Source organism: Curtobacterium sp. VKM Ac-2889 (assembly GCF_015350855.1).
Lineage (GTDB): Bacteria > Actinomycetota > Actinomycetes > Actinomycetales > Microbacteriaceae > Curtobacterium > Curtobacterium poinsettiae.
In genome coordinates this window covers 301,706-320,464 of the sequence record NZ_JADKSC010000004.1, presented here as the reverse complement: position 1 = coordinate 320,464, position 18,759 = coordinate 301,706, and the positions used below count along the sequence as shown (strand labels likewise).

At 72.9% G+C, this 18,759-nt stretch carries 20 protein-coding genes; 9 read left to right on the top strand and 11 right to left on the bottom strand.

Translation table 11 applies throughout. The features are described from left to right. Nucleotides 1-513: 513 nt before the first annotated feature. Both ITJ50_RS14635 and ITJ50_RS14630 read left to right on the top strand, forming a co-directional pair. Nucleotides 514-1,026, top strand: coding sequence for an NADPH-dependent FMN reductase (locus tag ITJ50_RS14635; RefSeq protein ID WP_194590786.1), 513 nt, complete (start codon nucleotides 514-516; stop codon nucleotides 1,024-1,026). Beyond that, nucleotides 1,023-1,526 carry a flavin reductase family protein gene (locus ITJ50_RS14630; RefSeq protein ID WP_017886837.1) on the top strand — a complete coding sequence of 168 codons (504 nt, stop codon included), beginning with the start codon at nucleotides 1,023-1,025 and terminating at the stop codon, nucleotides 1,524-1,526. The genes ITJ50_RS14635 and ITJ50_RS14630 overlap by 4 nt, the downstream gene beginning before the upstream one ends. A gap of 139 nt (nucleotides 1,527-1,665) precedes the next feature. Here the strand turns inward: ITJ50_RS14630 and ITJ50_RS14625 are convergent, their stop codons facing one another. The 6 genes from ITJ50_RS14625 to ITJ50_RS14600 form a co-directional block, all read right to left on the bottom strand. Further along, a complete protein-coding gene (locus ITJ50_RS14625; RefSeq protein WP_071405948.1) occupies nucleotides 1,666-2,742 on the bottom strand; it encodes an ABC transporter permease in 1,077 nt (358 codons plus the stop codon). Next, entirely contained in the window at nucleotides 2,739-3,620 is an 882-nt protein-coding gene (locus tag ITJ50_RS14620; protein ID WP_194590785.1) for an ABC transporter ATP-binding protein, read from the bottom strand. The genes ITJ50_RS14625 and ITJ50_RS14620 overlap by 4 nt, the downstream gene beginning before the upstream one ends. Nucleotides 3,621-4,093: 473 nt before the next feature. After that, on the bottom strand, nucleotides 4,094-4,813 hold the full coding sequence (locus tag ITJ50_RS14615; protein ID WP_017886834.1) for a response regulator: 720 nt from the start codon (nucleotides 4,811-4,813) through the stop codon (nucleotides 4,094-4,096). Continuing rightward, nucleotides 4,795-6,069: a sensor histidine kinase gene (locus ITJ50_RS14610; protein ID WP_159556886.1), complete on the bottom strand. Its 1,275-nt coding sequence runs from the start codon at nucleotides 6,067-6,069 to the stop codon at nucleotides 4,795-4,797. The genes ITJ50_RS14615 and ITJ50_RS14610 overlap by 19 nt, the downstream gene beginning before the upstream one ends. A gap of 82 nt (nucleotides 6,070-6,151) precedes the next feature. After that, the gene (locus ITJ50_RS14605) at nucleotides 6,152-6,460 is read right to left on the bottom strand and encodes a transcriptional regulator (RefSeq protein WP_194590784.1); all 309 of its coding nucleotides are present in this window, start codon (nucleotides 6,458-6,460) and stop codon (nucleotides 6,152-6,154) included. Further along, nucleotides 6,457-6,777 carry a hypothetical protein gene (locus tag ITJ50_RS14600; protein ID WP_194590783.1) on the bottom strand — a complete coding sequence of 107 codons (321 nt, stop codon included), beginning with the start codon at nucleotides 6,775-6,777 and terminating at the stop codon, nucleotides 6,457-6,459. The genes ITJ50_RS14605 and ITJ50_RS14600 overlap by 4 nt, the downstream gene beginning before the upstream one ends. A gap of 216 nt (nucleotides 6,778-6,993) precedes the next feature. Between ITJ50_RS14600 and ITJ50_RS14595 the strand changes: the two genes are divergently transcribed. Next, the gene (locus ITJ50_RS14595; protein WP_082046823.1) at nucleotides 6,994-7,362 is read left to right on the top strand and encodes a YciI family protein; all 369 of its coding nucleotides are present in this window, start codon (nucleotides 6,994-6,996) and stop codon (nucleotides 7,360-7,362) included. On the opposite strand, the gene ITJ50_RS14590 is transcribed toward ITJ50_RS14595, so the two are convergent. Next, the gene (locus ITJ50_RS14590) at nucleotides 7,268-8,470 is read right to left on the bottom strand and encodes an MFS transporter (RefSeq protein WP_194590782.1); all 1,203 of its coding nucleotides are present in this window, start codon (nucleotides 8,468-8,470) and stop codon (nucleotides 7,268-7,270) included. The genes ITJ50_RS14595 and ITJ50_RS14590 overlap by 95 nt on opposite strands. A gap of 62 nt (nucleotides 8,471-8,532) precedes the next feature. Between ITJ50_RS14590 and ITJ50_RS14585 the strand changes: the two genes are divergently transcribed. Then, nucleotides 8,533-9,123 carry a TetR/AcrR family transcriptional regulator gene (locus ITJ50_RS14585; RefSeq protein WP_140448792.1) on the top strand — a complete coding sequence of 197 codons (591 nt, stop codon included), beginning with the start codon at nucleotides 8,533-8,535 and terminating at the stop codon, nucleotides 9,121-9,123. After that, complete coding sequence (locus ITJ50_RS14580) at nucleotides 9,120-10,013, top strand: alpha/beta hydrolase (RefSeq protein WP_159556880.1); 894 nt, start codon at nucleotides 9,120-9,122, stop codon at nucleotides 10,011-10,013. The genes ITJ50_RS14585 and ITJ50_RS14580 overlap by 4 nt, the downstream gene beginning before the upstream one ends. Before the next feature lie 118 nt (nucleotides 10,014-10,131). Here ITJ50_RS14580 and ITJ50_RS14575 read toward each other — a convergent pair whose 3' ends face one another. Beyond that, nucleotides 10,132-10,614, bottom strand: a complete 483-nt coding sequence (locus ITJ50_RS14575) for an ATP-dependent zinc protease (protein WP_017886827.1) — start codon at nucleotides 10,612-10,614, stop codon at nucleotides 10,132-10,134. Nucleotides 10,615-10,701: 87 nt separating this feature from the next. Between ITJ50_RS14575 and ITJ50_RS14570 the strand changes: the two genes are divergently transcribed. From ITJ50_RS14570 to ITJ50_RS14555, 4 genes are all read left to right on the top strand, one after another. Continuing rightward, a complete protein-coding gene (locus ITJ50_RS14570) occupies nucleotides 10,702-11,880 on the top strand; it encodes a RimK family alpha-L-glutamate ligase (protein WP_042537686.1) in 1,179 nt (392 codons plus the stop codon). Between the two features lie 69 nt (nucleotides 11,881-11,949). Then, nucleotides 11,950-13,023, top strand: a complete 1,074-nt coding sequence (locus ITJ50_RS14565) for a 3-oxoacyl-ACP synthase III (RefSeq protein WP_042537701.1) — start codon at nucleotides 11,950-11,952, stop codon at nucleotides 13,021-13,023. An 8-nt stretch (nucleotides 13,024-13,031) separates the two neighbouring features. Further along, nucleotides 13,032-15,737 carry an alpha/beta fold hydrolase gene (locus tag ITJ50_RS14560; RefSeq protein WP_194590838.1) on the top strand — a complete coding sequence of 902 codons (2,706 nt, stop codon included), beginning with the start codon at nucleotides 13,032-13,034 and terminating at the stop codon, nucleotides 15,735-15,737. Then, the gene (locus ITJ50_RS14555) at nucleotides 15,734-16,723 is read left to right on the top strand and encodes an NAD-dependent epimerase/dehydratase family protein (protein WP_017886823.1); all 990 of its coding nucleotides are present in this window, start codon (nucleotides 15,734-15,736) and stop codon (nucleotides 16,721-16,723) included. Before ITJ50_RS14560 ends, ITJ50_RS14555 begins: the two co-directional genes overlap by 4 nt. Here ITJ50_RS14555 and ITJ50_RS17970 read toward each other — a convergent pair. The 3 genes from ITJ50_RS17970 to ITJ50_RS14540 all read right to left on the bottom strand — a co-directional run bounded on the left by ITJ50_RS17970 (nucleotide 16,699) and on the right by ITJ50_RS14540 (nucleotide 18,711). After that, nucleotides 16,699-17,274 carry a gamma-glutamylcyclotransferase family protein gene (locus tag ITJ50_RS17970; protein ID WP_231564040.1) on the bottom strand — a complete coding sequence of 192 codons (576 nt, stop codon included), beginning with the start codon at nucleotides 17,272-17,274 and terminating at the stop codon, nucleotides 16,699-16,701. The genes ITJ50_RS14555 and ITJ50_RS17970 overlap by 25 nt on opposite strands. 100 nt (nucleotides 17,275-17,374) lie before the next feature. Then, nucleotides 17,375-17,791: an MFS transporter permease gene (locus tag ITJ50_RS14545; protein ID WP_159556101.1), complete on the bottom strand. Its 417-nt coding sequence runs from the start codon at nucleotides 17,789-17,791 to the stop codon at nucleotides 17,375-17,377. Beyond that, the gene (locus ITJ50_RS14540; RefSeq protein ID WP_194590781.1) at nucleotides 17,788-18,711 is read right to left on the bottom strand and encodes an Asp23/Gls24 family envelope stress response protein; all 924 of its coding nucleotides are present in this window, start codon (nucleotides 18,709-18,711) and stop codon (nucleotides 17,788-17,790) included. The genes ITJ50_RS14545 and ITJ50_RS14540 overlap by 4 nt, the downstream gene beginning before the upstream one ends. Nucleotides 18,712-18,759 lie beyond the last annotated feature (48 nt).

Here is an 18,759-nt window from a genome sequence, read left to right as displayed (position 1 = left end):
ATCGGGGCGGGGCCGACGTGTGGCGGATCGCCGGTGACGCCGGCCGCTGCAGTGGGGCTGATGCGAATGTAACGGCCGCGGGGTGCCGACAGAGGGTCGCCCGGTAACGGTCCTGTTAGGCGTTTGTTTCGCTGGTGTTAGGCCACCTGCGGCGCCCGCCGCGGAGGGTCGTCCGCCCCACGGATCCGGGGCGGACGACTGCGCCACCGACCCGCGTGCAGGGGCGGATCCGGGCGGTGACGGGCCGGCGACGGCGGGGCGAAACACGCCGGACCCATCCGAGGCGACTTCCGGAAACGGCGCTCTCACAATCCGGCGCGGTCAGTGGGGACAGCGCCTGGCGGAATGGCGGAGCGGCCCGGACGCGCAGCCGCGCTGACCGGGACATTCGGGTGCCGCAGGGCCGGGGCAGCTGGCGTAACCCAGCCGATACGGACGCGGTACGGCGGCGAAACGAACGAGCGGTGGACTGCACCAAGCACCCACCACCCGCCCACCGACAGGAGCACCCCGATGATCACCACCGTCGTCGCCGGCAACCCCAAGCCGGCCTCACGGACACTCGACGCCGCGACGGTCGTGCTCGAGCGGCTCACCGGCCGGGCCCCGGACCACGTCGTCGACGTCATCGACCTCGGTGCCGGACTGCTCGGCTGGGGCGACCCCGCCGTCTCGGACGCCGTCCGCACCGTCGCCGGTTCCGACCTCGTCGTCGTCGCGTCGCCGACGTTCAAGGCGACGTACACCGGCGTGCTCAAGCTGTTCCTCGACCAGTTCGGCACCGGCGACGGACTCGCCGGCGTCGTCGCGGTGCCGCTCATGCTCGGTGCCGGCCCGGCGCACGCCCTCGCTCCGGAGGTCTTCCTCAAACCGGTGCTGGTCGAACTCGGCGCGACCGTCGTCGCCCCAGCCCTGTACCTGAACGACAAGCAGTACTCCGACCCCGCATCGACCGACGTGTGGCTCGCCCGCTGGCAGGACGTCGTCCTCGCCGCCGCCGCTCACCAGGAAGGAACCGCGTCATGATCAGCCCCTACTCCACCGAGGCCCCGGACCGCTCCGCGCTCAAGCAGGCGTTCTCCGGGTTCCCGTGCGGTGTCGCCGCGCTCTCCGCCGTCGTGGACGGCGAACCGACCGTGCTCGTCGCGTCCTCGTTCACGGTCGGCGTCTCACAGGACCCACCGCTCGTGATGTTCGCCGTGCAGCACACGTCGACCACGTGGCCGGTGCTCCGCGACGCCGGCACGATCGGGGTCTCGATCCTCGGTGAGGGGCACGCGCAGGTCACCCGGCAGCTCGCATCGCGGGACAAGTCGATCCGGTTCGTCGGTGTCGACACGACGGTCGCCGAGACGGGCGCGGTGTTCCTGCAGGGGGCGCCGATCTGGCTGGAGTGCTCGGTCGAGCACACCTACCCGGCCGGCGACCACGACATCGTGGTGCTCCGGGTGCTCGGACTCATGTCCGACTTCGCGCACAACCCGCTGGTCTGGCACCGGTCCGCCTTCGCGACGCTGACCGCCTGACCGGCGCCGGGCAACGGACGGGAGGCCCGCCCCACGTGAGCAGGTCTGCTCACGCTGGGCGGGCCTCCCGTCCGGGGCAGCCGGGTGCGCCGGGTGCGCCGGGTGCGCCGGGTGCGCTGGGCCTGCCGGTCCTGCGGCGTCAGCCGCGCAGCGCCTCCGACAGCTTCACGCGACTGCCGGTGCGGAGCAGCGCGTTCTCGTAGACGCGGGCACCGATGACCACGACCGCGACCACCGAAGCGGCGACGATGACGAGCGACAGGATCGGCTCCCACCACTCGGCCGTCCCCAGGAAGATCCGCATCGGCATGCCGATCGGGGCGCTGAACGGCACGTACGACATGATGCCGAGGATCGTCGGGTTGTCGTACGCGACGATGATCAGGAAGTACGGGATCATCACGAGCATCATCACCGGGGTGGTGACGCTGCCGACGTCCTCCTGGCGTGACACCAGCACGGCCGCCGCGGCGAACAGCGACGCGAGGAGCACGAACCCGATCGCGAAGAAGCCGATGAACCACAGGATGCTCGGGCCGAGCATCGCGAACATGTTGTCCTGCCCGGTCACCGCCAACGTGACGATGGCGGCGACGGCCACCGCGACGATCTGGGCGAAGGCCATGATGCTGTTGCCGAGGACCTTGCCGGCGAGCAGCGCCCTTGCCGGGATCGCGGACATCAGGATCTCGACCACCCGTGTCGACTTCTCCTCGACGACGCTCTGCGCGATCGACTGGCCGAACGTCACCGCCGACGCGAAGTACACGACGCCGAACGCGATGGCGATGAGGTAGACCAGGCCGCCCGGCAGCGCGTCCGGGTCGAGCAGCTCGATGCGCGGGGTGACGCTCAACGCCGAGACGACCTCGGACGGGGCTTCGTCGAGCCCGACGACCTTGTAGCCGAGCGGGTCGTCCGACGGCACGATCGCCGCGTCGACGTCGCCCTTCGTCACGAGCCGTTCGGCGTCGTCGACCGACGCCGACTTCGTGACGTCCAGCCCACTGGTGGTCGGCAGCGAGACGCCGTCGACGACCGCGACCGGGGTGGTGTCGTCGGCGGTGGCCTTGCTCACGATCCCGCCGACGACGATCGACGCGACGACCATGCCGATCAGGATGAGCGCCGAGACCACGAAGGCCTTGCTGCGGATGCGTGCCTGGATCTCACGTGCGGAGACGAGCCGCACGGCCTGCACGAAGGAGTTGTTCATCGGACGACCTCCCGGAAGACCTCGCTGAGCCGCGGCACCCGCGGCGAGAACGACCCGACGGTGCCGTGCTGGACGGCACGCTGCAGGACGCGCTGGGCGGTGGCGGCGTCGGCCTCGAAGACCGCGTACCCGCCGTCGAACTCCCGCACGGCCACACCCGGCTCGTCGCGGAGCCAGGCGACGTCCCCGTCGACCAGCAGCTCCCACGCGGCCGGGCCGGCCTGCTTGCGGAGTTCCTCCTGCGGACCGGCGGCGCGGATCGTGCCACCGGCGATGACGACGACGTCGTCGCAGAGCCGCTCGACCACGTCGAGCTGGTGGCTCGAGAACAGCACCGGGACGCCCCGGGCCGCGGTCTCGCGCAGGACACCGAGCACCGTGTCGACGGCCATCGGGTCGAGGCCCGAGAACGGCTCGTCGAGCACGAGCACCTCGGGGTCGTGTGCCAGCGCCGCCGCGATCTGCACGCGCTGCTGGTTGCCGAGCGAGAGCTTCTCGACGGGGTCGCCGGCGTGTGCGGTGAGTTCGAGGCGTTCGAGCAGCTCGCCGGTGCGGGTCGTCGCGGTGCGCTTGTCGACGCCGTGCAGCCGGGCCAGGTAGGTGATCTGCTCGGCCACCGGCATCTTCGGGTACAGGCCGCGTTCCTCGGGCATGTAGCCGAAGCGGCGGCGGTCGGCGGGACGGACCGCGGTGCCGTCGATCGAGACCGTGCCCGCGTCGGCCTGGAGCACGCCGAGCATGATGCGCATGGTGGTGGTCTTGCCGGCGCCGTTGCCGCCGACGAAGCCGGTGAGGCGGCCGCTGCCGACCGTGAACCCCACGTCGTCGAGCACCCGGCGGTCACCGAAGTGCTTGGTCACCCCTTCGATGGTGAGCATGTCGTTCCCCTTCGTCACGACGCTGGTCGTCGCTGCGCTCGACGCTATTGGCCGGGAGGCACGCCCCGCCTCCGCCGCCAGGCGGGACTTGGGTGGGGGCCGGCTCCACCGCGTGGGGGAGGAGCGTGCGGGGTGGGTGCGGGCGGGGTGCGGGGCGCGTGCGTCGAGTCGGCACGGTGCGGGCTTGTTCGGCTCGTGCGGGTTTGGTTGCTCGGTGCGTCGTGGTGGCGGGGCACGGTGCGGTCAACGCTGCACGGGTTGAACGATGGCGCACGGTGCGGGCGTGGGGTGCGGTGGTCGGCACCGTGCGGGCTTGTTGGGCTGGTGCGGGTTTGGTTGCTCGGTGCGTTGTGGTGGCGGGGCACGGTGCGGTCGACGCTGCACGGGTTGAACGATGGCGCACGGTGCGGCGATGTCTGCGAACTCGGCACCGTGCGGACTTGTCCCGCCGGTGCCGGATCGGTCGGGCTCGGTCAGCCGGCGACGCCGTGCTCGAACGCCCAGACGACCGCCTGGATCCGGTCGCGCAGTGCGAGCTTCTGCAGCACGTTCGACACGTGGGTCTTCACGGTGGCGTCCCCGACGTAGAGCTCGGCGGCGATCTCCGCGTTGCTCAGGCCCCGGGCGAGGAGCCGCAGCACCTCGGTCTCCCGCTCGGTGAGGCCGGCGGCGGTGAGCGCATCCCGGCCGGACGTCGCTGCCGTCGCGGTGGTCGCCGGCTCGGGCCGGGTCTCCGGCAGCGTCGTCGCCGTCGCCCGGCTGATCACCCGCCGCGTGACGTCCGGTGCGAGCAGGGCGTCCCCGGCTGCGACGGTCCGCACCGCGTCGATCAGCCGCTCGGGGGAGGCGTTCTTCAGCAGGAACCCGCTCGCTCCCGCCTCGAGCGCCTGGAACAGTGCATCGTCGCTGTCGAACGTCGTGAGGATGAGCACCGCCGGCGGGTCCGGCAGCGCCGCGATCCGCCGCGCGGCCTCGAGCCCGTCGACGCCGGGCATCTGCACGTCGAGGCAGACCACGTCGGGGCGAAGCGCCTGCACGGCCTCGACCGCCCGCGCTCCGTCCGACGCCTCTCCGACCACCCGGAAGCCCGGCTCGGACTCCAGGATCACGCGGAACCCGGCACGGACGAGTTCCTGGTCGTCGGCCAGCACGATGGTCAGGTCGGCCGTCCCGTTCACGTCGTCGGCAGCCATGCACGCACCAGGTAGCCTCCCCGGGCGCGTGGCCCGATCTCGATCCGTCCGTCCACGGCGTCGACGCGCTCCCGCATCCCGACGTGCCCGAGCCCGCTGCCGGAGGTGCTCCGGGCTGCACGGGCACCGAGTCCATCGTCCGCGACCTCGACCTCGACGCTGTCGTCCAGGTACCGCAGCCGGACGTCGGCGCGGGCGGTCGGTCCGGCGTGCTTCAGGATGTTCGTCACCGCTTCCTGCACGATCCGGTACGCCACGGCGGCCACCGTCGGTGGCACCGGGCGCTCGGTACCCACGACGACGTACTCGGCCGGGTGGCCGGCCACCCGGGCCGACTCGGCCAGTTCGGCGATCCGCGTGATCCCCTCGGTGCTCGGCCCGTCGCCACCGGTCGTCCCGCCGCCGGCCGCATCGTCGTCGGAGCGCAGGGTACCGAGCATCCGCCGCAGCTCCTCCACCGCGGTACGGGCGTTCTCCTCCACCACCTCGAGCGATGCGGACGCCTGCCCCGGGTCGCGGTCGAGCACGCGCCGTGCCGCACCCGCCTGCACACCCATCAGCGACACGTGGTGGGCGACGACGTCGTGCAGCTCGCGGGCGATCCGCACCCGCTCGATCGTGACCGCTTGCGCGGCCGACCGTTCCCGCTCCGCAGCGAGTTCGGCGGTGCGCTCGGCGAGCTGGTGCCGCGCGACGGCGGAGGCCCAGGCGCGGTTGCCGGCGTACCAGGCGGCGCCGAAGTAGATCACGTTGATGAAGATGTTGAGCAGCGAGAACGCCACGTACGGCGCCACGGGCGAGTCCGTGTCGTTCGGCAGGGAGTTCGGTGACGCCCACCCGAACGAGATCGCGATGAACAGCCACGCGAACATGCCACCGATGACGACCCAGCGCACCGCTTCCGACCGGACCCGGTCCGAGCACCACGCTCCGACCGTGTACAGCGCGATGAAGAGCGTGAAGTTGACGAGGAAGACCTCGGGGACACGGAGCAGCTGCGTCGCGGCGAACGCCACAGCCGACACCAACGCCACCGACATGGGGAACCGTCGGCGGAACGCGATCGGTGCCGCGTTCGCGACGATCATCAGGGCCGAGACCCACCAGACGGCCTGGTCGTCGCCGTACGTGCCGGCCGACCCGTACAGGAACGTCGTGAGCGCGAGCCCACCGGCCAGCACCACGGCGAGCACCGTGTCCTGTCGGTACTCGTGCCGCCCCACCGGCAGTCGCGACCACTCCGCCGTCGTCCCCACTCGCGGAACGCTAGCGGAATCCCGGTGCGATGTCGCCATCACGCTGGACTGCTCGGCGTCCGCTCGCTTCACGGTGCTCTGGTCACCCGTCGGGTTCGGCGATCGCCCGGATGACGGCGACGTGCCGCTCGAACGCATCCCGTCCTGCGTCGGTGAGGGCGAGCCAGCTCCTCGTGCTCCGCCCCACGCGAAGCCTGCGGACCCGGAGGAACCCCGCCTCGCCCAGAACCGCCGCTGCTTGGGACAGTGTTGAGTCGCTGACCTCGAGTGCGTCCCGGACGACACCGAACTCCGCTTCGTCCACCGTCCTGAGCAGGGCGAGCAGTGAGAACCGCACCGGCGAGTGGATCCGGTCGTCGAGTTCGTGCCGAGGGTGGGCGCCGCTCGTCATCGGCGCCGCGGCCGAGCCTGCGCTGCCGCCACGATGAGTGGAGCTGCGACGACGAGCGAGGTCGCTCCCCATGCCATCAGCGACGTCGACCCGTCGAGTCCTCGGAGCACCGCGGCGTCGAGCGGAGCAACGGCGAGGACGTACAGGACGCCGGTTGCGATCCAGGCGACGGCCATCAGTCGGTTGCCTCCGCGGGGGACGACCCGCCGGGTGCTCGCGACGAGCCACAGTGCGATGACGACGACCGCAGCGACCGCGAGGACCGGCAGCCGCGGGGCATTCAGCCCGTCGGCCACGAACACGAAGGACGCGACCACGGCGGCACTGCACAGGAACACCGGCGTCTGCCAGCCGCGCCCTTGCCTGAGGCGAGTCCCGGCTGCAGCTCCTCGAGAGGACGAATTCATGTTCACAGATGGTAAACGTGAAACTGCCGCATCCGCGGATGTCCCAGTGGAACCGCAGCTTCGGGGCGAAGGGGTCGGTCAGTGCGCGACGAGAGTAGCCTCCCGCCAACGAGCAGGGGAGACGCCATGCAGTTCCTCGTCAACGTCATCGACGACGGCCAGGCCGCCGCCGTCGGCAACACGTACTCCGCGACCGACGCCGAAGCCGCCGCGGTCGACGCCTTCAACGCCCGGATGGCCGACGCGATCGTGTTCGCGGCCGGGGTCTCCGCACCGGCCGACGCCACCCTGGTCGACGCCCGTGCAGGTGCGGGCGACGCGGCCACCGGCCCCGCGACGGCCGGGCGCGCCACGACCGGACCCGCGACCGGCACCGACGAGTACGTCGCCGGCTTCTGGGTCATGGAGCTCCCGGACGCCGAGACGGCGGCCCGGGTGGCGCACCAGGCGTCGCAGGCGTGCAACCGGAAGATCGAGCTCCGCCCGCTGCTCTGACGGCACGCAGGTCGCCCGGCCGACGGACCACCCCAGGGACGGCGCTCGCCGCGGTCACGACGGCCCCGACCACGAACGTCGCGACGAACCCGATCGCACCGACGAGCGCTCCGGCACCCGCCGCGCCGACGGCCTGCCCGAGCACGAGTGCGACGAACAGCATCGACGTGCCGGCCGACGACCGCTCGGAGTCGATCTCGGTCGTCCACGTGATCAGCGCCCCGGTCGCCGCCGTGTAGCCCCAACCGAACACGGCACACGCCAGCAGCGCCGCGACCGTCGACTGCGGCAAGGCCCCCAGCACGACGACAGCGACGGCGACCGAGCCCGCCGTGACCGCCCAGAGCGTCCGGGCGTGCAGTCCGTTGGTCCACCGCGCAGTGACCACGACGGCCGCTCCGCCGACCCCGAGCGCGATCCAGGCCGACACCGAGACCACGACCGACGCACCGGCGTCCACCAGGGCCGAACGACCGTAGGTCCAGACGACGGCGGACCCGGCCCCGAACAGCAGCGCCAGCACGATGACCCCTCGGTGCGCCGCGAACCACGGAGCACCGGGCAGTGGGGGCCGGGATGTCGCCGCACCACCCCGGGACACCACGAGCAACAGGGTTCCGACGGCCAGGGCGAACACCGCGGACACCACCCAGGCCGTCCGCCAGTCGGGCAGCAGCACGAGCGCGAGGACCCCGGCGCCCACGAGCCCCGGTCCGGTGCCGGCGTTCACGACCGCCTGCGCTCGACCGAGCAACGCGGACGGCACCTGCTCCGCGACGAGTCGCACGAGTGCGGGGGACGCGAGCCCGGCGCCTGCCGACGCGAGCACTGCGCTGACACCGAACGGCACCGGACCGTCGGCGGTGGCCATGGCGATCGCACCGACCCCCGCCACCAGCGTGGCAACCGCGACGAGGACCCGGGGCATCCGTGCGGCGAGCAGGAACCCGGCGACCGCACCGACGCAGTACAGCGCCGAGGCGCCCGACGAGACCCATCCGGCGGCGTCGGACCGGAGCCCCAGGTCGCGTTGCACGTCGGGCAGGAACAGCCCGTACGCCAGCCGCACCAGCCCGTAGGTGGCCGCGATCAGGCCGAGTCCGCTCACGAGGAGCAGTCGATGTCGCAACGAAAACGATCGTTTCACTTTTCAGACCCTAGGGTGCTGTCATGGTGATGCGCCCAGGAACCGAGCAACGGCTGCTCGACGCCGCCGAGGAGCTCTTCTTCTCGCAGGGGATCGCCGCCACCCCGATCGACGCCGTCCTCGAACGGGCCGGGGTCTCGACGGCGACGCTCTACCGCGGCTACGCGAGCAAGGAGGCACTGGTCGCCGCGGCGCTCACCCGTCGCCACGACGACTGGATCGCCACCTGGGACCGTGCGGCCGCCGCAGAACGGGACGACCTGGGCCGGCTGCTGGCTGTGTTCGACGCCCTCGACGACTACCGCTCGACGCCCACGGGCTCCCGCTGGTGCGCCTTCCTCGGCACCGCCGCCGAGTACGCGGACGCGCCCGCCGAGGTCCGGCAGGTCCTGGACCTCGAGACCACCACGTTGCGGCAGCGGCTCGTGTCGCGGGCCGCGCCGGTGGTCGGTCCCCGTGCCGAGGCCCTCGCCGACCAGCTGCTCCTCATCGTCTCCGGTTCCCTTGCGATGCGGTTGCGCGACCCCGCGCTCGACACGACGACGGCACGGTCCGTCGCCGCGTCCCTCATCCGGGAACACACCACCCCCGACGGAACGGCGCCCACCCCATGACCCGATCGCGTGCTGCCACGATCACCCGCCGCTCCCTGCTGATCGGCGGGACGGGCGTCGTCGCCGCGGGAGCCGTGGCCGAGGCGATCAACCTCGGACTGCTGCCCGGGCGCTCGACCATGTACCGGGTCCTCGGTCTGGACGGCACCGACGGCACGGTCCCCGACGTCGAGCCCGTCCCCACGACCTCCGGCACCTTCGTGTCGGCGGCGCGGAAGGGCCGCACCGTCGGCTGGACGATCGCGGCACCGGCGTCCGACACCCCCTTGCCGGTGGCGGTCGCCCTGCACGGGTACGGCGACGACCACACCTCGTTCTTCGGGCGCAGCCTGGGCTACGACCGGTTCCTCGCGGCGCACGTGGCCGCCGGCGGAGCCCCGTTCGCGATCGCCTCGATCGACGGCGGCAACCGGTACTGGCACCCACGAGCCGACGGGGACGACCCCGCCGCGATGGTCGTCGACGAGTTCCTGCCCCTGCTCGGCCGCCGCGGGTACGACACCGACCACCTCGCCGTGACCGGCTACTCGATGGGTGGCTTCGGCGCGCTCCGGCTCGCAGGGGTCCTCGGCGCCGCGCGCGTCCGGGCCGTCTCGGCCATCAGCCCCGCGCTCTGGAAGTCGGCCGCCGACACCGCCCGCGGCGCCTTCGACGACGCGGCCGACTTCCGCGCGAACACCGTCCTCGGGCGGCAGCGCGCGCTCGACGGCGTCGCGGTCCGCGTCGACTGCGGCAACGGCGACGGGTTCGCGCCGGCGGTGCACGCCTACGTCGACGGCTTCGCCGAGCCGCCGGCCGGGGGCTTCGCACCCGGCGGCCACACGCACGGCTACTGGCGCCGTCTGGCGCCGCAGCAGCTCGCCTTCCTCGGCCGCCACCTCGGTCACTGACCCGACCAGCGCCCGAGACGCGCGCCGAGGCGGACGGGAGGCCCGTGGCGGCGCCGCACCGCGCCTCCAGGCCGTCGACCGGTCGCGGCAACGGCCCGTGCCGGGTGACCAGGACCGCTCAGGCGCGCCCGCGGTTGCGGCGCCGGATCTCCTTCGGAGCCCGCCCGGCCACGAAGGACCGCGCAGGATCGACGAGGAAGCCCTGCCGGAGCGCCTCGCGCCCGACGAGCATCCGGAAGCCCATCTGGTCGCGGTTGCTCAGCGTGACCTCGGACTCGACGACGCGCCCGGCCAGGGCGATCTGCGTCAGCACCACGATGCGTTCCTGGGTGTGCCCGGTGGAGCTGCGGACGACGCGCCGGTCGTGCACGTCGCACTCGATCGTGGCGGCGTCGGCATCGGTGTCCTGCCAGGGGTGCAGCGAGAACCGGACCCGCTCGCCGGGCAGTTCCTCGAGGTCGAAGGCGTGCAACGCGGAGCTCCGGGCGCCGGTGTCGAGCTTCACCTTGATCCACGGCACGCCGAGGTCCGGCAGGCCCGCCCACTCCCGCCACCCGGCGACGACGAGCCCGCTGTCGGAGGACTTCGGAGCTCGGGCCATGTGCCCATCCTGTCGCATGCTCCGCGGCCACGTCCGCATGCTTTGATGGAGCGTCGCCGTCGATCCGACCCAGCGGAGAACCCCTCGATGAAACTCGCCATCCTGTCGCGTGCGCCCCAGGCGTACTCGACCCAGCGCCTCCGCGCAGCGGCACTCGACCGCGGGCACGAGGTCAAGGTGCTCAACACGCTGCGCTTCGCGATCGACCTGTCCGGTGACGACCCGGACCTGCTCTACCGCGGCAAGCTGCTGAGCGACTACGACGCCGTGCTGCCGCGCATCGGCAACTCGATCACCTACTACGGCACCGCCGTCGTGCGGCAGTTCGAGCAGATGGACGTCTACACGCCGAACACGGCGAACGGCATCACGAACTCGCGTGACAAGCTCCGGGCGAACCAGATCCTGTCGCGGCACGACATCGGCATGCCGGCGACGACGTTCGTGGCCGGGCGCAACGACGTGCGCGGCGCGATCGAACGGGTCGGCGGCGCGCCCGTCGTCATCAAGCTCCTCGAGGGCACGCAGGGCATCGGCGTGATCCTGGCACCCGAGGCGAAGGTCGCCGAGTCGATCGTCGAGACCCTGCACTCCACCAAGCAGAACGTCCTGATCCAGCGGTTCATCGCCGAGAGCCGCGGCCGGGACATCCGTGCCCTGGTCGTCGGTGACCGGGTCGTCGCGGCGATGCGCCGGACCGCCTCGGGTGACGAGTTCCGGTCGAACGTGCACCGCGGCGGCACCGTCGAGAAGGTCACGCTCACGCCCGAGTACGAGGCCGTGGCCGTCCGCTCGGCGCAGATCATGGGCCTGAAGGTCGCCGGCGTCGACATGCTCGAGGGCAACGACGGGCCGCTCGTGATGGAGGTCAACTCCTCACCGGGGCTCGAGGGCGTCGAGCGTGCCACCGGCCTCGACATCGCCGGTGCGGTCGTCGACTTCATCGCGAACCAGGTGGCGTTCCCCGAGATCGACGTCCGCCAGCGGCTGTCCGTCTCGACCGGCTACGGCGTCGCCGAGCTCCTCGTGCACACCAACGCGGACCTGGTCGGCAAGACGATCAAGGAGTCCGGGCTCTGGGACCGCGACATCACGGTCCTCACCCTGCACCGTGGCTCGAACGTCATCCCGAACCCACGCAGCGGTGTCGTCCTGGAGCCGGGTGACCGCCTGCTCTGCTTCGGCAAGCTCGAGGAGATGCGCTCGATGATCCCGGAGCGTCGCAAGCGGCGCGCGAAGGTGCGGAAGTTGCCGAAGGACGTCTGATCCGGAGCCGTCCAGCGCATCCGGATCGCGCACACAGGCCAGATGCGGAAGTATGTGTCGGTGACGATCATGACGGAACGGCCGGTCGACCAGGCATCGAGCAGTGAACCGGAGCAGCCCGGCAACGCCACGGCGAAGCACCGGAACGTCTCACTGCTCTCCGTGGCGACCACCACGGCGGAGCGTGTGACGACCTCGGCCGACATCGAGGCCAAGCTCCGTGGGGTCCTCCGTCGACTCCGTCTGCCGATGGGACTGCTCGAGCGCGTCGCCGGGGTCATCGAACGTCGCAACTGGGGCGAGGGGCAGACCTTCCAGGACGCCGCGATCGACGCCGGCCGCCGTGCCATGGCCGAGGCCGGGGTGCGTCCGGACGAGATCGGCCTGCTCATCAACACCTCGGTGACCCGTCCGCACCTGGAGCCGTCGGTGGCCGTCCGCCTGCACCACGGGCTCGGGCTGCCGTCGTCGGCCATCAACTTCGACATCGCGAACGCGTGCCTCGGGTTCGTCAACGCCATGAGCGTCGCCGCGGGCATGATCGACTCCGGGCAGATCAAGTACGCGCTCGTCGTCGACGGCGAGGACGCCGACCAGGTGCAGCTCAACACCATCGACCGCCTGAACCAGGGCGGGCGGAACCGCAAGGACTTCATGAGCGAGTTCGCCAGCCTGACCCTCGGGTCCGGCGCCGCGGCGGCCGTGCTCGGCCCGGCGGACCTGCACCCCGAAGGACACCGGATCGTCGGCGGCGTCACCCGCGCGGCGACCCAGTGGTACGACCTGTGCGTCGGCAGCGTCGACGGCATGTTCACGGACGCCAAGATGCTGCTCAAGGGCGGCATGGAGCTCGTCGTCGCCGCCTGGACCGAGGCCCGCGCCCACTTCGACTGGGCCGACATGGACCGCTACGTGCTGCACCAGGTCTCCGACGTGCACACCAACGCCTTCGTCGAGGCGATCGGCATCCCGCGCGACAAGGTCCCCACCACCTACCAGCGGTTCGGCAACGTCGGCCCCGCGTCGATCCCGATCACCCTGGCCGACGAGGTCGCCTCCGGCGGCATCCGTCGCGGTGACCGCGTGTTCCTGGGCGGCGTCGGCTCCGGCATCAACACGGCGATGATGGAACTCCACTGGTGAGGTCCCGGTTGCCCCGCGTCGCCGCGAGCACGGCTCCGGCGACGCAGCCACCCTCCCTGCCCGGCCTCGACCCGGCGTGGTCGCGTCTGGTCACGGTCCCCGCGTGGTCCGGAGATCGCAGGGGAGGAACGGATCGCGCCGCGCGCACCTGGCACCTCCTCGACACGGCCGGGTCCCTGGCCGCGCTCGGCGTGGAACCGGTCGGCACCATCCTGTGCGTGCACGGCAACCCGACCTGGTCGTACCTCTGGCGGTCGGTGCTCCGCACCTCGCTCGAGGTCGCCCAGGCCGGCGGCCCGGCCTGGCGCGTGGTCGCCGTCGACCAGCTCGACATGGGCTTCTCGGAGCGCACCGGCGTCGAGCGGGGGCTGCCGCAGCGCGTCGCGGACCTCGGTGCCCTGACCGACGAACTCGGGCTGACCGGCCCGGTCGTCACCCTCGGCCACGACTGGGGCGGTGTGGTGTCGCTCGGCTGGGCGGTCGACCACCCGGACGTCCTGGCCGCCGCGATGACGTGCAACACCGCGGTGCACCAGCCCGACGACGCCCCGATCCCCGCCCCGCTGCGGCTCGCCCTCGGCCCCGGCATGCTCGGCCGCGCGACGGTCGTGACCCCCGCGTTCCTCGAGACCACCCTGGCCATCGCGCACCCGAAGCTCGACCGTGCCACGGCCGACGGCTACCGGGCGCCCTACCGTGGTGCCGCGCGGCGCGGTGGCATCGGCGGCTTCGTCGCGGACATCCCCGTCGACGCCCGGCACCGGAGTGCGCCGGAGCTCGACCGCATCGCTGCGGGTGTGGCGGCGCTCGACGTGCCGGCGCTCCTGCTCTGGGGCCCGCGTGACCCGGTGTTCCTCGAGCGCTACCTGGACGACCTGACCGAGCGGATGCCGCACGCCGACGTCCACCGGTTCGAGGGCGCCGGGCACCTGCTGCCTGATGACGCCGACGTGGCGGGCGCGGTGTTCGACTGGCTCGGTGACCGCCTGCCGGACGGTGGCCGTCCTGCACAGGCCGACCCGGGCCTCCAGTCCGGACCCGTGGACACGGACCGGCCCGCCGCGGCGACGCCGCCGCTCTGGGCGCGGCTCGACGAGCTGCGGGGGAGTGACGAACCCGCCCTGGTCGAGATGGCCGCCCCGGGCGGTCCCCGCACGATCACGTGGCGGCTGCTCGCCCGACGCGTCGACGAGATCGCCGCCGGGCTGGACGACCTGGGGGTCCGGAGCGGCGACCGTGTCTCGCTCCTGGTGACCCCCGGTGCCGACCTGACCGCCGTCCTGTACGCCTGCGTGCGGATCGGGGCGGTCGTCGTCGTCGCCGATGCCGGTCTCGGCCTCGGCGGCCTGACCCGCGCGGTCCGCGGTGCCCGACCCGACTGGATCATCGGCGCGCTGCCCGGCCTCGGTGCCGCGCGTGCCCTCGGCTGGCCGGGGCGACGCATCGCGACGGTTTCGCTGCCCGCACCGGCACGGAGGGCGCTGCGCGTCGAGCACACGCTCGTCGACGTCGCCCGACGTGGTGCGCGTCGTCTCGCACACGGGGCGGAACTGCCGGCAGCGCCGTCGCCGGACGCGCCCGCCGCGGTGCTGTTCACCTCGGGATCGACCGGCCCGGCGAAGGGCGTCGTGTACACGCACGGGCAGCTGAGCGCCGTCCGGGACGCCCTGGCGACCCAGTACGACGTCGGGGTCGGCACCGGACTCGTCGCCGGGTTCGCACCGTTCGCGCTGCTCGGCCCGGCACTCGGCGCCAGGTCGGTCGCGCCCGACATGGACGTCACCGCGCCGCGCACGCTCACGGCGAAGGCGGTCGCTGCGTCGGTCGCCGCCGCCGATGCCACCGTGGTGTTCCTGTCGCCGGCAGCGCTGGCCAACGTGGTCGAGACGGCGTCGGAGCTCACCGATGCCGATCGTGCGGCGCTGCGGGGCGTGCGGCTGTTCCTGTCGGCCGGCGCTCCCGTGTCGGCCGCGCTGCTGACCGCGGCGACCGAGCTGATGCCGAACGCCACTGCCCACACCCCCTACGGCATGACCGAGGGGCTGCTCATGACCGACGTCGACCTGGACGGGGTCCGCGCCGCCGGCCGGTCCACCGACGAGGGGATCTGCGTCGGGGCGCCGGCGGAGAACGTCCGCGTCCGCATCGCGCCGCTCGACGGTTCCGGTCGCGCGACCGGAGCCCTGACGGACGCGCCCGGGGTCACCGGCGAGATCGTCGTCGCGGCACCGCACGTGCGCGACCACTACGACCGGCTCTGGCGCACCGACCGGGTCTCGCGCCTCGGGGTCGACGACCCGCGCGGACACCGCACCGGGGACGTCGGACACCTCGACTCCGCGGGACGGGTCTGGGTCGAAGGCCGGCTGCAGCACGTGCTCACCACGCCCGACGGGGTCGTCACACCGGTCGGGCCGGAGCAGCGGATCGAGGGCGTCGACGGTGTCGGACGTACCGGGGTCGCGGCCATCGGTCCGATCGGCACGCAGCAGGTGGTGGCCGTCGTCGAGACCGATCCCGCCGTGCGCCGGCCGGGTCTGGCGTCGCCGCAGCTCGCCGCCGCGGTCCGCGCTGCCGCCGGGGTCCGGCTCGCCGCAGTGCTCGTCGTGCCCGTGCTGCCGACCGACATCCGGCACAACTCCAAGGTCGACCGCACCCGGCTGTCCCGCTGGGCCGGCTCGGTGCTGTCCGGCGGACGGATGGTACGGCCGTGAAGGTCCTGGTCACCGGGGCCAGCGGGTTCCTCGGGCAGGCCACCGCCGCGGCCGTGCGGGACGCCGGGCACGAGGTCCGGACGTTCCAGCGCCGTCCATCCGGTGTGCCCGGGGTGCAGGACGTCGCCGGCACGATGACCGACGACGCCGCGATCGCCCGCGCGGTCGACGGGGTCGAAGCCGTCGTGCACCTGGCCGCCAAGGTGTCGCTCGCCGGGGACCCAGCCGACTTCGCGCGCGTGAACGTCGACGGAACGCGATCACTGCTGCGAGCCGCCCGTGCCGCCGGGGTCGCGCGCTTCGTCTTCGTGTCGTCGCCGTCGGTCGCGCACACCGGGTCGTCGCTCGTCGGGGCCGACGCCGGACCTGCCGAACCGTCCCGTGCCCGTGGCGACTACGCCCGCACCAAGGCCGCGGCGGAGCTGCTGGCACTCGACGCCGACGCCCCGGACTTCGCCGTCGTGGCGGTCCGGCCGCACCTGGTGTGGGGGCCGGGTGACACGCAGCTCGTCGGACGGATCGTCGAGCGGGCCCGAGCCGGACGGCTCCCGCTGCTCGACTCCGGCGCCGCGCTCATCGACACGCTCTACGTCGACAACGCCGCGACGGCCATGGTCGCGGCACTCGAGCGCGTCACGGACGACGGCGTGCACGGCAACGCGTACGTCGTCACGAACGGTGAGCCCCGACCCGTCGCCCACCTGCTCGCCGGCATCTGCACGGCATCGGGCGTCCGGCCACCGCAGTGGCACGTGCCGGCGGCGGTCGCCCGGGCAGCGGGCTCAGTGGTCGAGGCCGTCTGGCGTGTCCGACCGGGTGAGGACGAGCCGCCGATGACCCGGTTCCTGGCCGAACAGCTCTCGACCGCGCACTGGTTCGACCAGCGACGGACCCGGCAGGACCTGCGGTGGACCCCGTCGGTGTCGATCGACGAGGGGCTCGGACGGCTGCGCGTTGCGGCTCAGGCTTCGTCGGCCGCCACGTAGACCCAGGCCGTCCAGCCCGAGGCCAGCGTGACCTGGATGCGCTGGTAGTCGGCGACCTCGTAGTCGTCGACCGCGCGGAGCTGCCACTCGTACCCGAGCGTCAGGGCCACGCCCTCGACGACGTCGCCCGCGGCGCCGCGGCGCAGGATCGGGTGCCGGTCGGAGCCGCTCGTCCGGATGACGTCCGGGTCGGTGATCGTCACCCAGTCGAGTCGCCAGCCGGGCAGGGAGTCCGCGGTCGTCGGGACGTGGTCGCCGAACAGGGACTCCTGCACCAGGGGCTGCTGGAGGGTGCCGTACGAGAAGACCCGGTGCGTCGCTCCGGGGCGCGGCGTCGGACGCTTGACGGGACGCGGCGCGATCGCCGGGGTCGAGGTCCAGACGAGTGCACCGGCCAGGCCGGTCAGGCCGAGGTGCAGCAGCCCGATGATGCCGACGACGCCGCCCCAGGGGAAGCCGACCGCGAACGCGATGACGCCGACGACGAGACAGACGAGCGCGAACGCGCCGAGACCGATGACCCAGCGCTGGCCGGGGGAGAGACGCTTCACGTCGCGAGGCTAGCGGACGGGCAGTGGACCGGAGGACCACCCGGGTGCGCCGACGTGGGCGGGTGGGGCGGGCCTCCAGTCCGGGACCGCGTGCACGACGTCAGCCGGTGAAGCGGTTCCAGAGCTCCGTGACGATCGGCCAGACGTCGCCCGCGCGGTCGGCGGACCCGACGGCGACCAGGACGACGGGGACCAGGGTGACGGCCACGCTCACCAGGACGGCGAGCACGACGGCGGTCGTCGCGGTGGCGGTGTGCCGGCGGGTCAGGGCGAGCAGGAGCAGGGCGAGCACCACGACCGCGCCGAGCAGGGCGATGAGGGTGACGCGGACGAACGGGAACGGCACGAGGCCGGCGGTCGTGGCGGTGACCCCGCCGAGGAACCCGACCAGTGGCAGGAACCCGCCGACCGCGATGGCGAGCACGAGGAAGACCCCGGTGCCGCTGGCGATCCAGACGCCGCGGGGTCGGGGGCGCCGGTCGCGGGACCGGCGCCCTCCGGACCAGGCGGTGGTCACGGCTGGTCCCGGTGCCGCGGTGCCGCTGCGGCGTCGGCGGCCGAGTCAGCGGCGTCGTCAGCCGCTTCGGCCGCGGCATCGGCGGCGTCGGCGGCCCGGTCGCGGGTCGTGCCGGCTGTCTCGACGACGACGTCGCGGGCCTGTTCGGCGGCGTCCTTCGCGGACGATGCCGCGTCGGCGGCCTGTTCCGATGCGCGGGCGAGGGACTCCGAGGCGGAGTCGCGGACACGCTCGCCGGTCTCGGCAGCGGCGTCGACGGCACGCTTCGTCGTGTCGGCGGTGGCGTCGGCAGCGCGCTTGGTGGCGTCGGCGGTGGCGGACGCTGCCTGTTTGGTGGCGTCAGCGGTGGCGTCGGCAGCCTGCTTCGTCGCGTCCGCCGTGGCCGTGGCAACGCGCTTCGTGGCGTCCGCGGTCGTCTCGGCGGCCCGCTTGACGGCGTCGCCGGTCGACTCGGCCGCCTGCTTGAGGGCGTCGGTCGTCTGCTCGGCGGCGCGACCCAGCGGGGACTGCTCGTCGTCGAACGGGCCGTGCACGTCGAGGACGCGCACGTCGACCGTGGTGTGCAGGTCGGACAGCTGGCGCGTCGCTGCGCTCACCTGCTGCCGGACCTCGGCGGCGACGTCGAGCACCGGGTGCGGGTAGCTGACGACGACGGCGACCTGGACACTGAGCTCGCCGTCCTGTTCGTCGACCTGCACGCCGGCGGTACCGGCCGAGCGGCCGAGCTGCTTCCGCAGCTGGTCGGCGGCACGGGCGGCGATCCCGCCGAGGTGGTGCACGCCGGGCACGCCGAGTGCGGTCTCCGCCGCGGTGCGCGCGACGATCGTCGCGGTGCTCGCGTCGTCGGGCAGCGGCTCCGTCAGTGCTGCGGGCAGGGCCACCTCGGTGACCTGCGTGTTCGCATGGGGGTCGTGCTGCATGGTTCCTCCTCGTTCGGGATCAGCGCGGGGACGCGTCGGGGCACCCGT

What these genes read in the sequence shown, in the direction of transcription:
- ITJ50_RS14635 (WP_194590786.1), top strand. Translation starts at nt 514, where the DNA reads ATGATCACCACCGTCGTCGCCGGCAACCCCAAGCCGGCCTCACGGACA.
- ITJ50_RS14630 (WP_017886837.1), top strand. Translation starts at nt 1,023, where the DNA reads ATGATCAGCCCCTACTCCACCGAGGCCCCGGACCGCTCCGCGCTCAAG.
- ITJ50_RS14625 (WP_071405948.1), bottom strand. Translation starts at nt 2,742, where the DNA reads ATGAACAACTCCTTCGTGCAGGCCGTGCGGCTCGTCTCCGCACGTGAG.
- ITJ50_RS14620 (WP_194590785.1), bottom strand. Translation starts at nt 3,620, where the DNA reads ATGCTCACCATCGAAGGGGTGACCAAGCACTTCGGTGACCGCCGGGTG.
- ITJ50_RS14615 (WP_017886834.1), bottom strand. Translation starts at nt 4,813, where the DNA reads ATGGCTGCCGACGACGTGAACGGGACGGCCGACCTGACCATCGTGCTG.
- ITJ50_RS14605 (WP_194590784.1), bottom strand. Translation starts at nt 6,460, where the DNA reads ATGACGAGCGGCGCCCACCCTCGGCACGAACTCGACGACCGGATCCAC.
- ITJ50_RS14595 (WP_082046823.1), top strand. Translation starts at nt 6,994, where the DNA reads ATGCAGTTCCTCGTCAACGTCATCGACGACGGCCAGGCCGCCGCCGTC.
- ITJ50_RS14585 (WP_140448792.1), top strand. Translation starts at nt 8,533, where the DNA reads ATGGTGATGCGCCCAGGAACCGAGCAACGGCTGCTCGACGCCGCCGAG.
- ITJ50_RS14580 (WP_159556880.1), top strand. Translation starts at nt 9,120, where the DNA reads ATGACCCGATCGCGTGCTGCCACGATCACCCGCCGCTCCCTGCTGATC.
- ITJ50_RS14575 (WP_017886827.1), bottom strand. Translation starts at nt 10,614, where the DNA reads ATGGCCCGAGCTCCGAAGTCCTCCGACAGCGGGCTCGTCGTCGCCGGG.
- ITJ50_RS14570 (WP_042537686.1), top strand. Translation starts at nt 10,702, where the DNA reads ATGAAACTCGCCATCCTGTCGCGTGCGCCCCAGGCGTACTCGACCCAG.
- ITJ50_RS14565 (WP_042537701.1), top strand. Translation starts at nt 11,950, where the DNA reads ATGACGGAACGGCCGGTCGACCAGGCATCGAGCAGTGAACCGGAGCAG.
- ITJ50_RS14540 (WP_194590781.1), bottom strand. Translation starts at nt 18,711, where the DNA reads ATGCAGCACGACCCCCATGCGAACACGCAGGTCACCGAGGTGGCCCTG.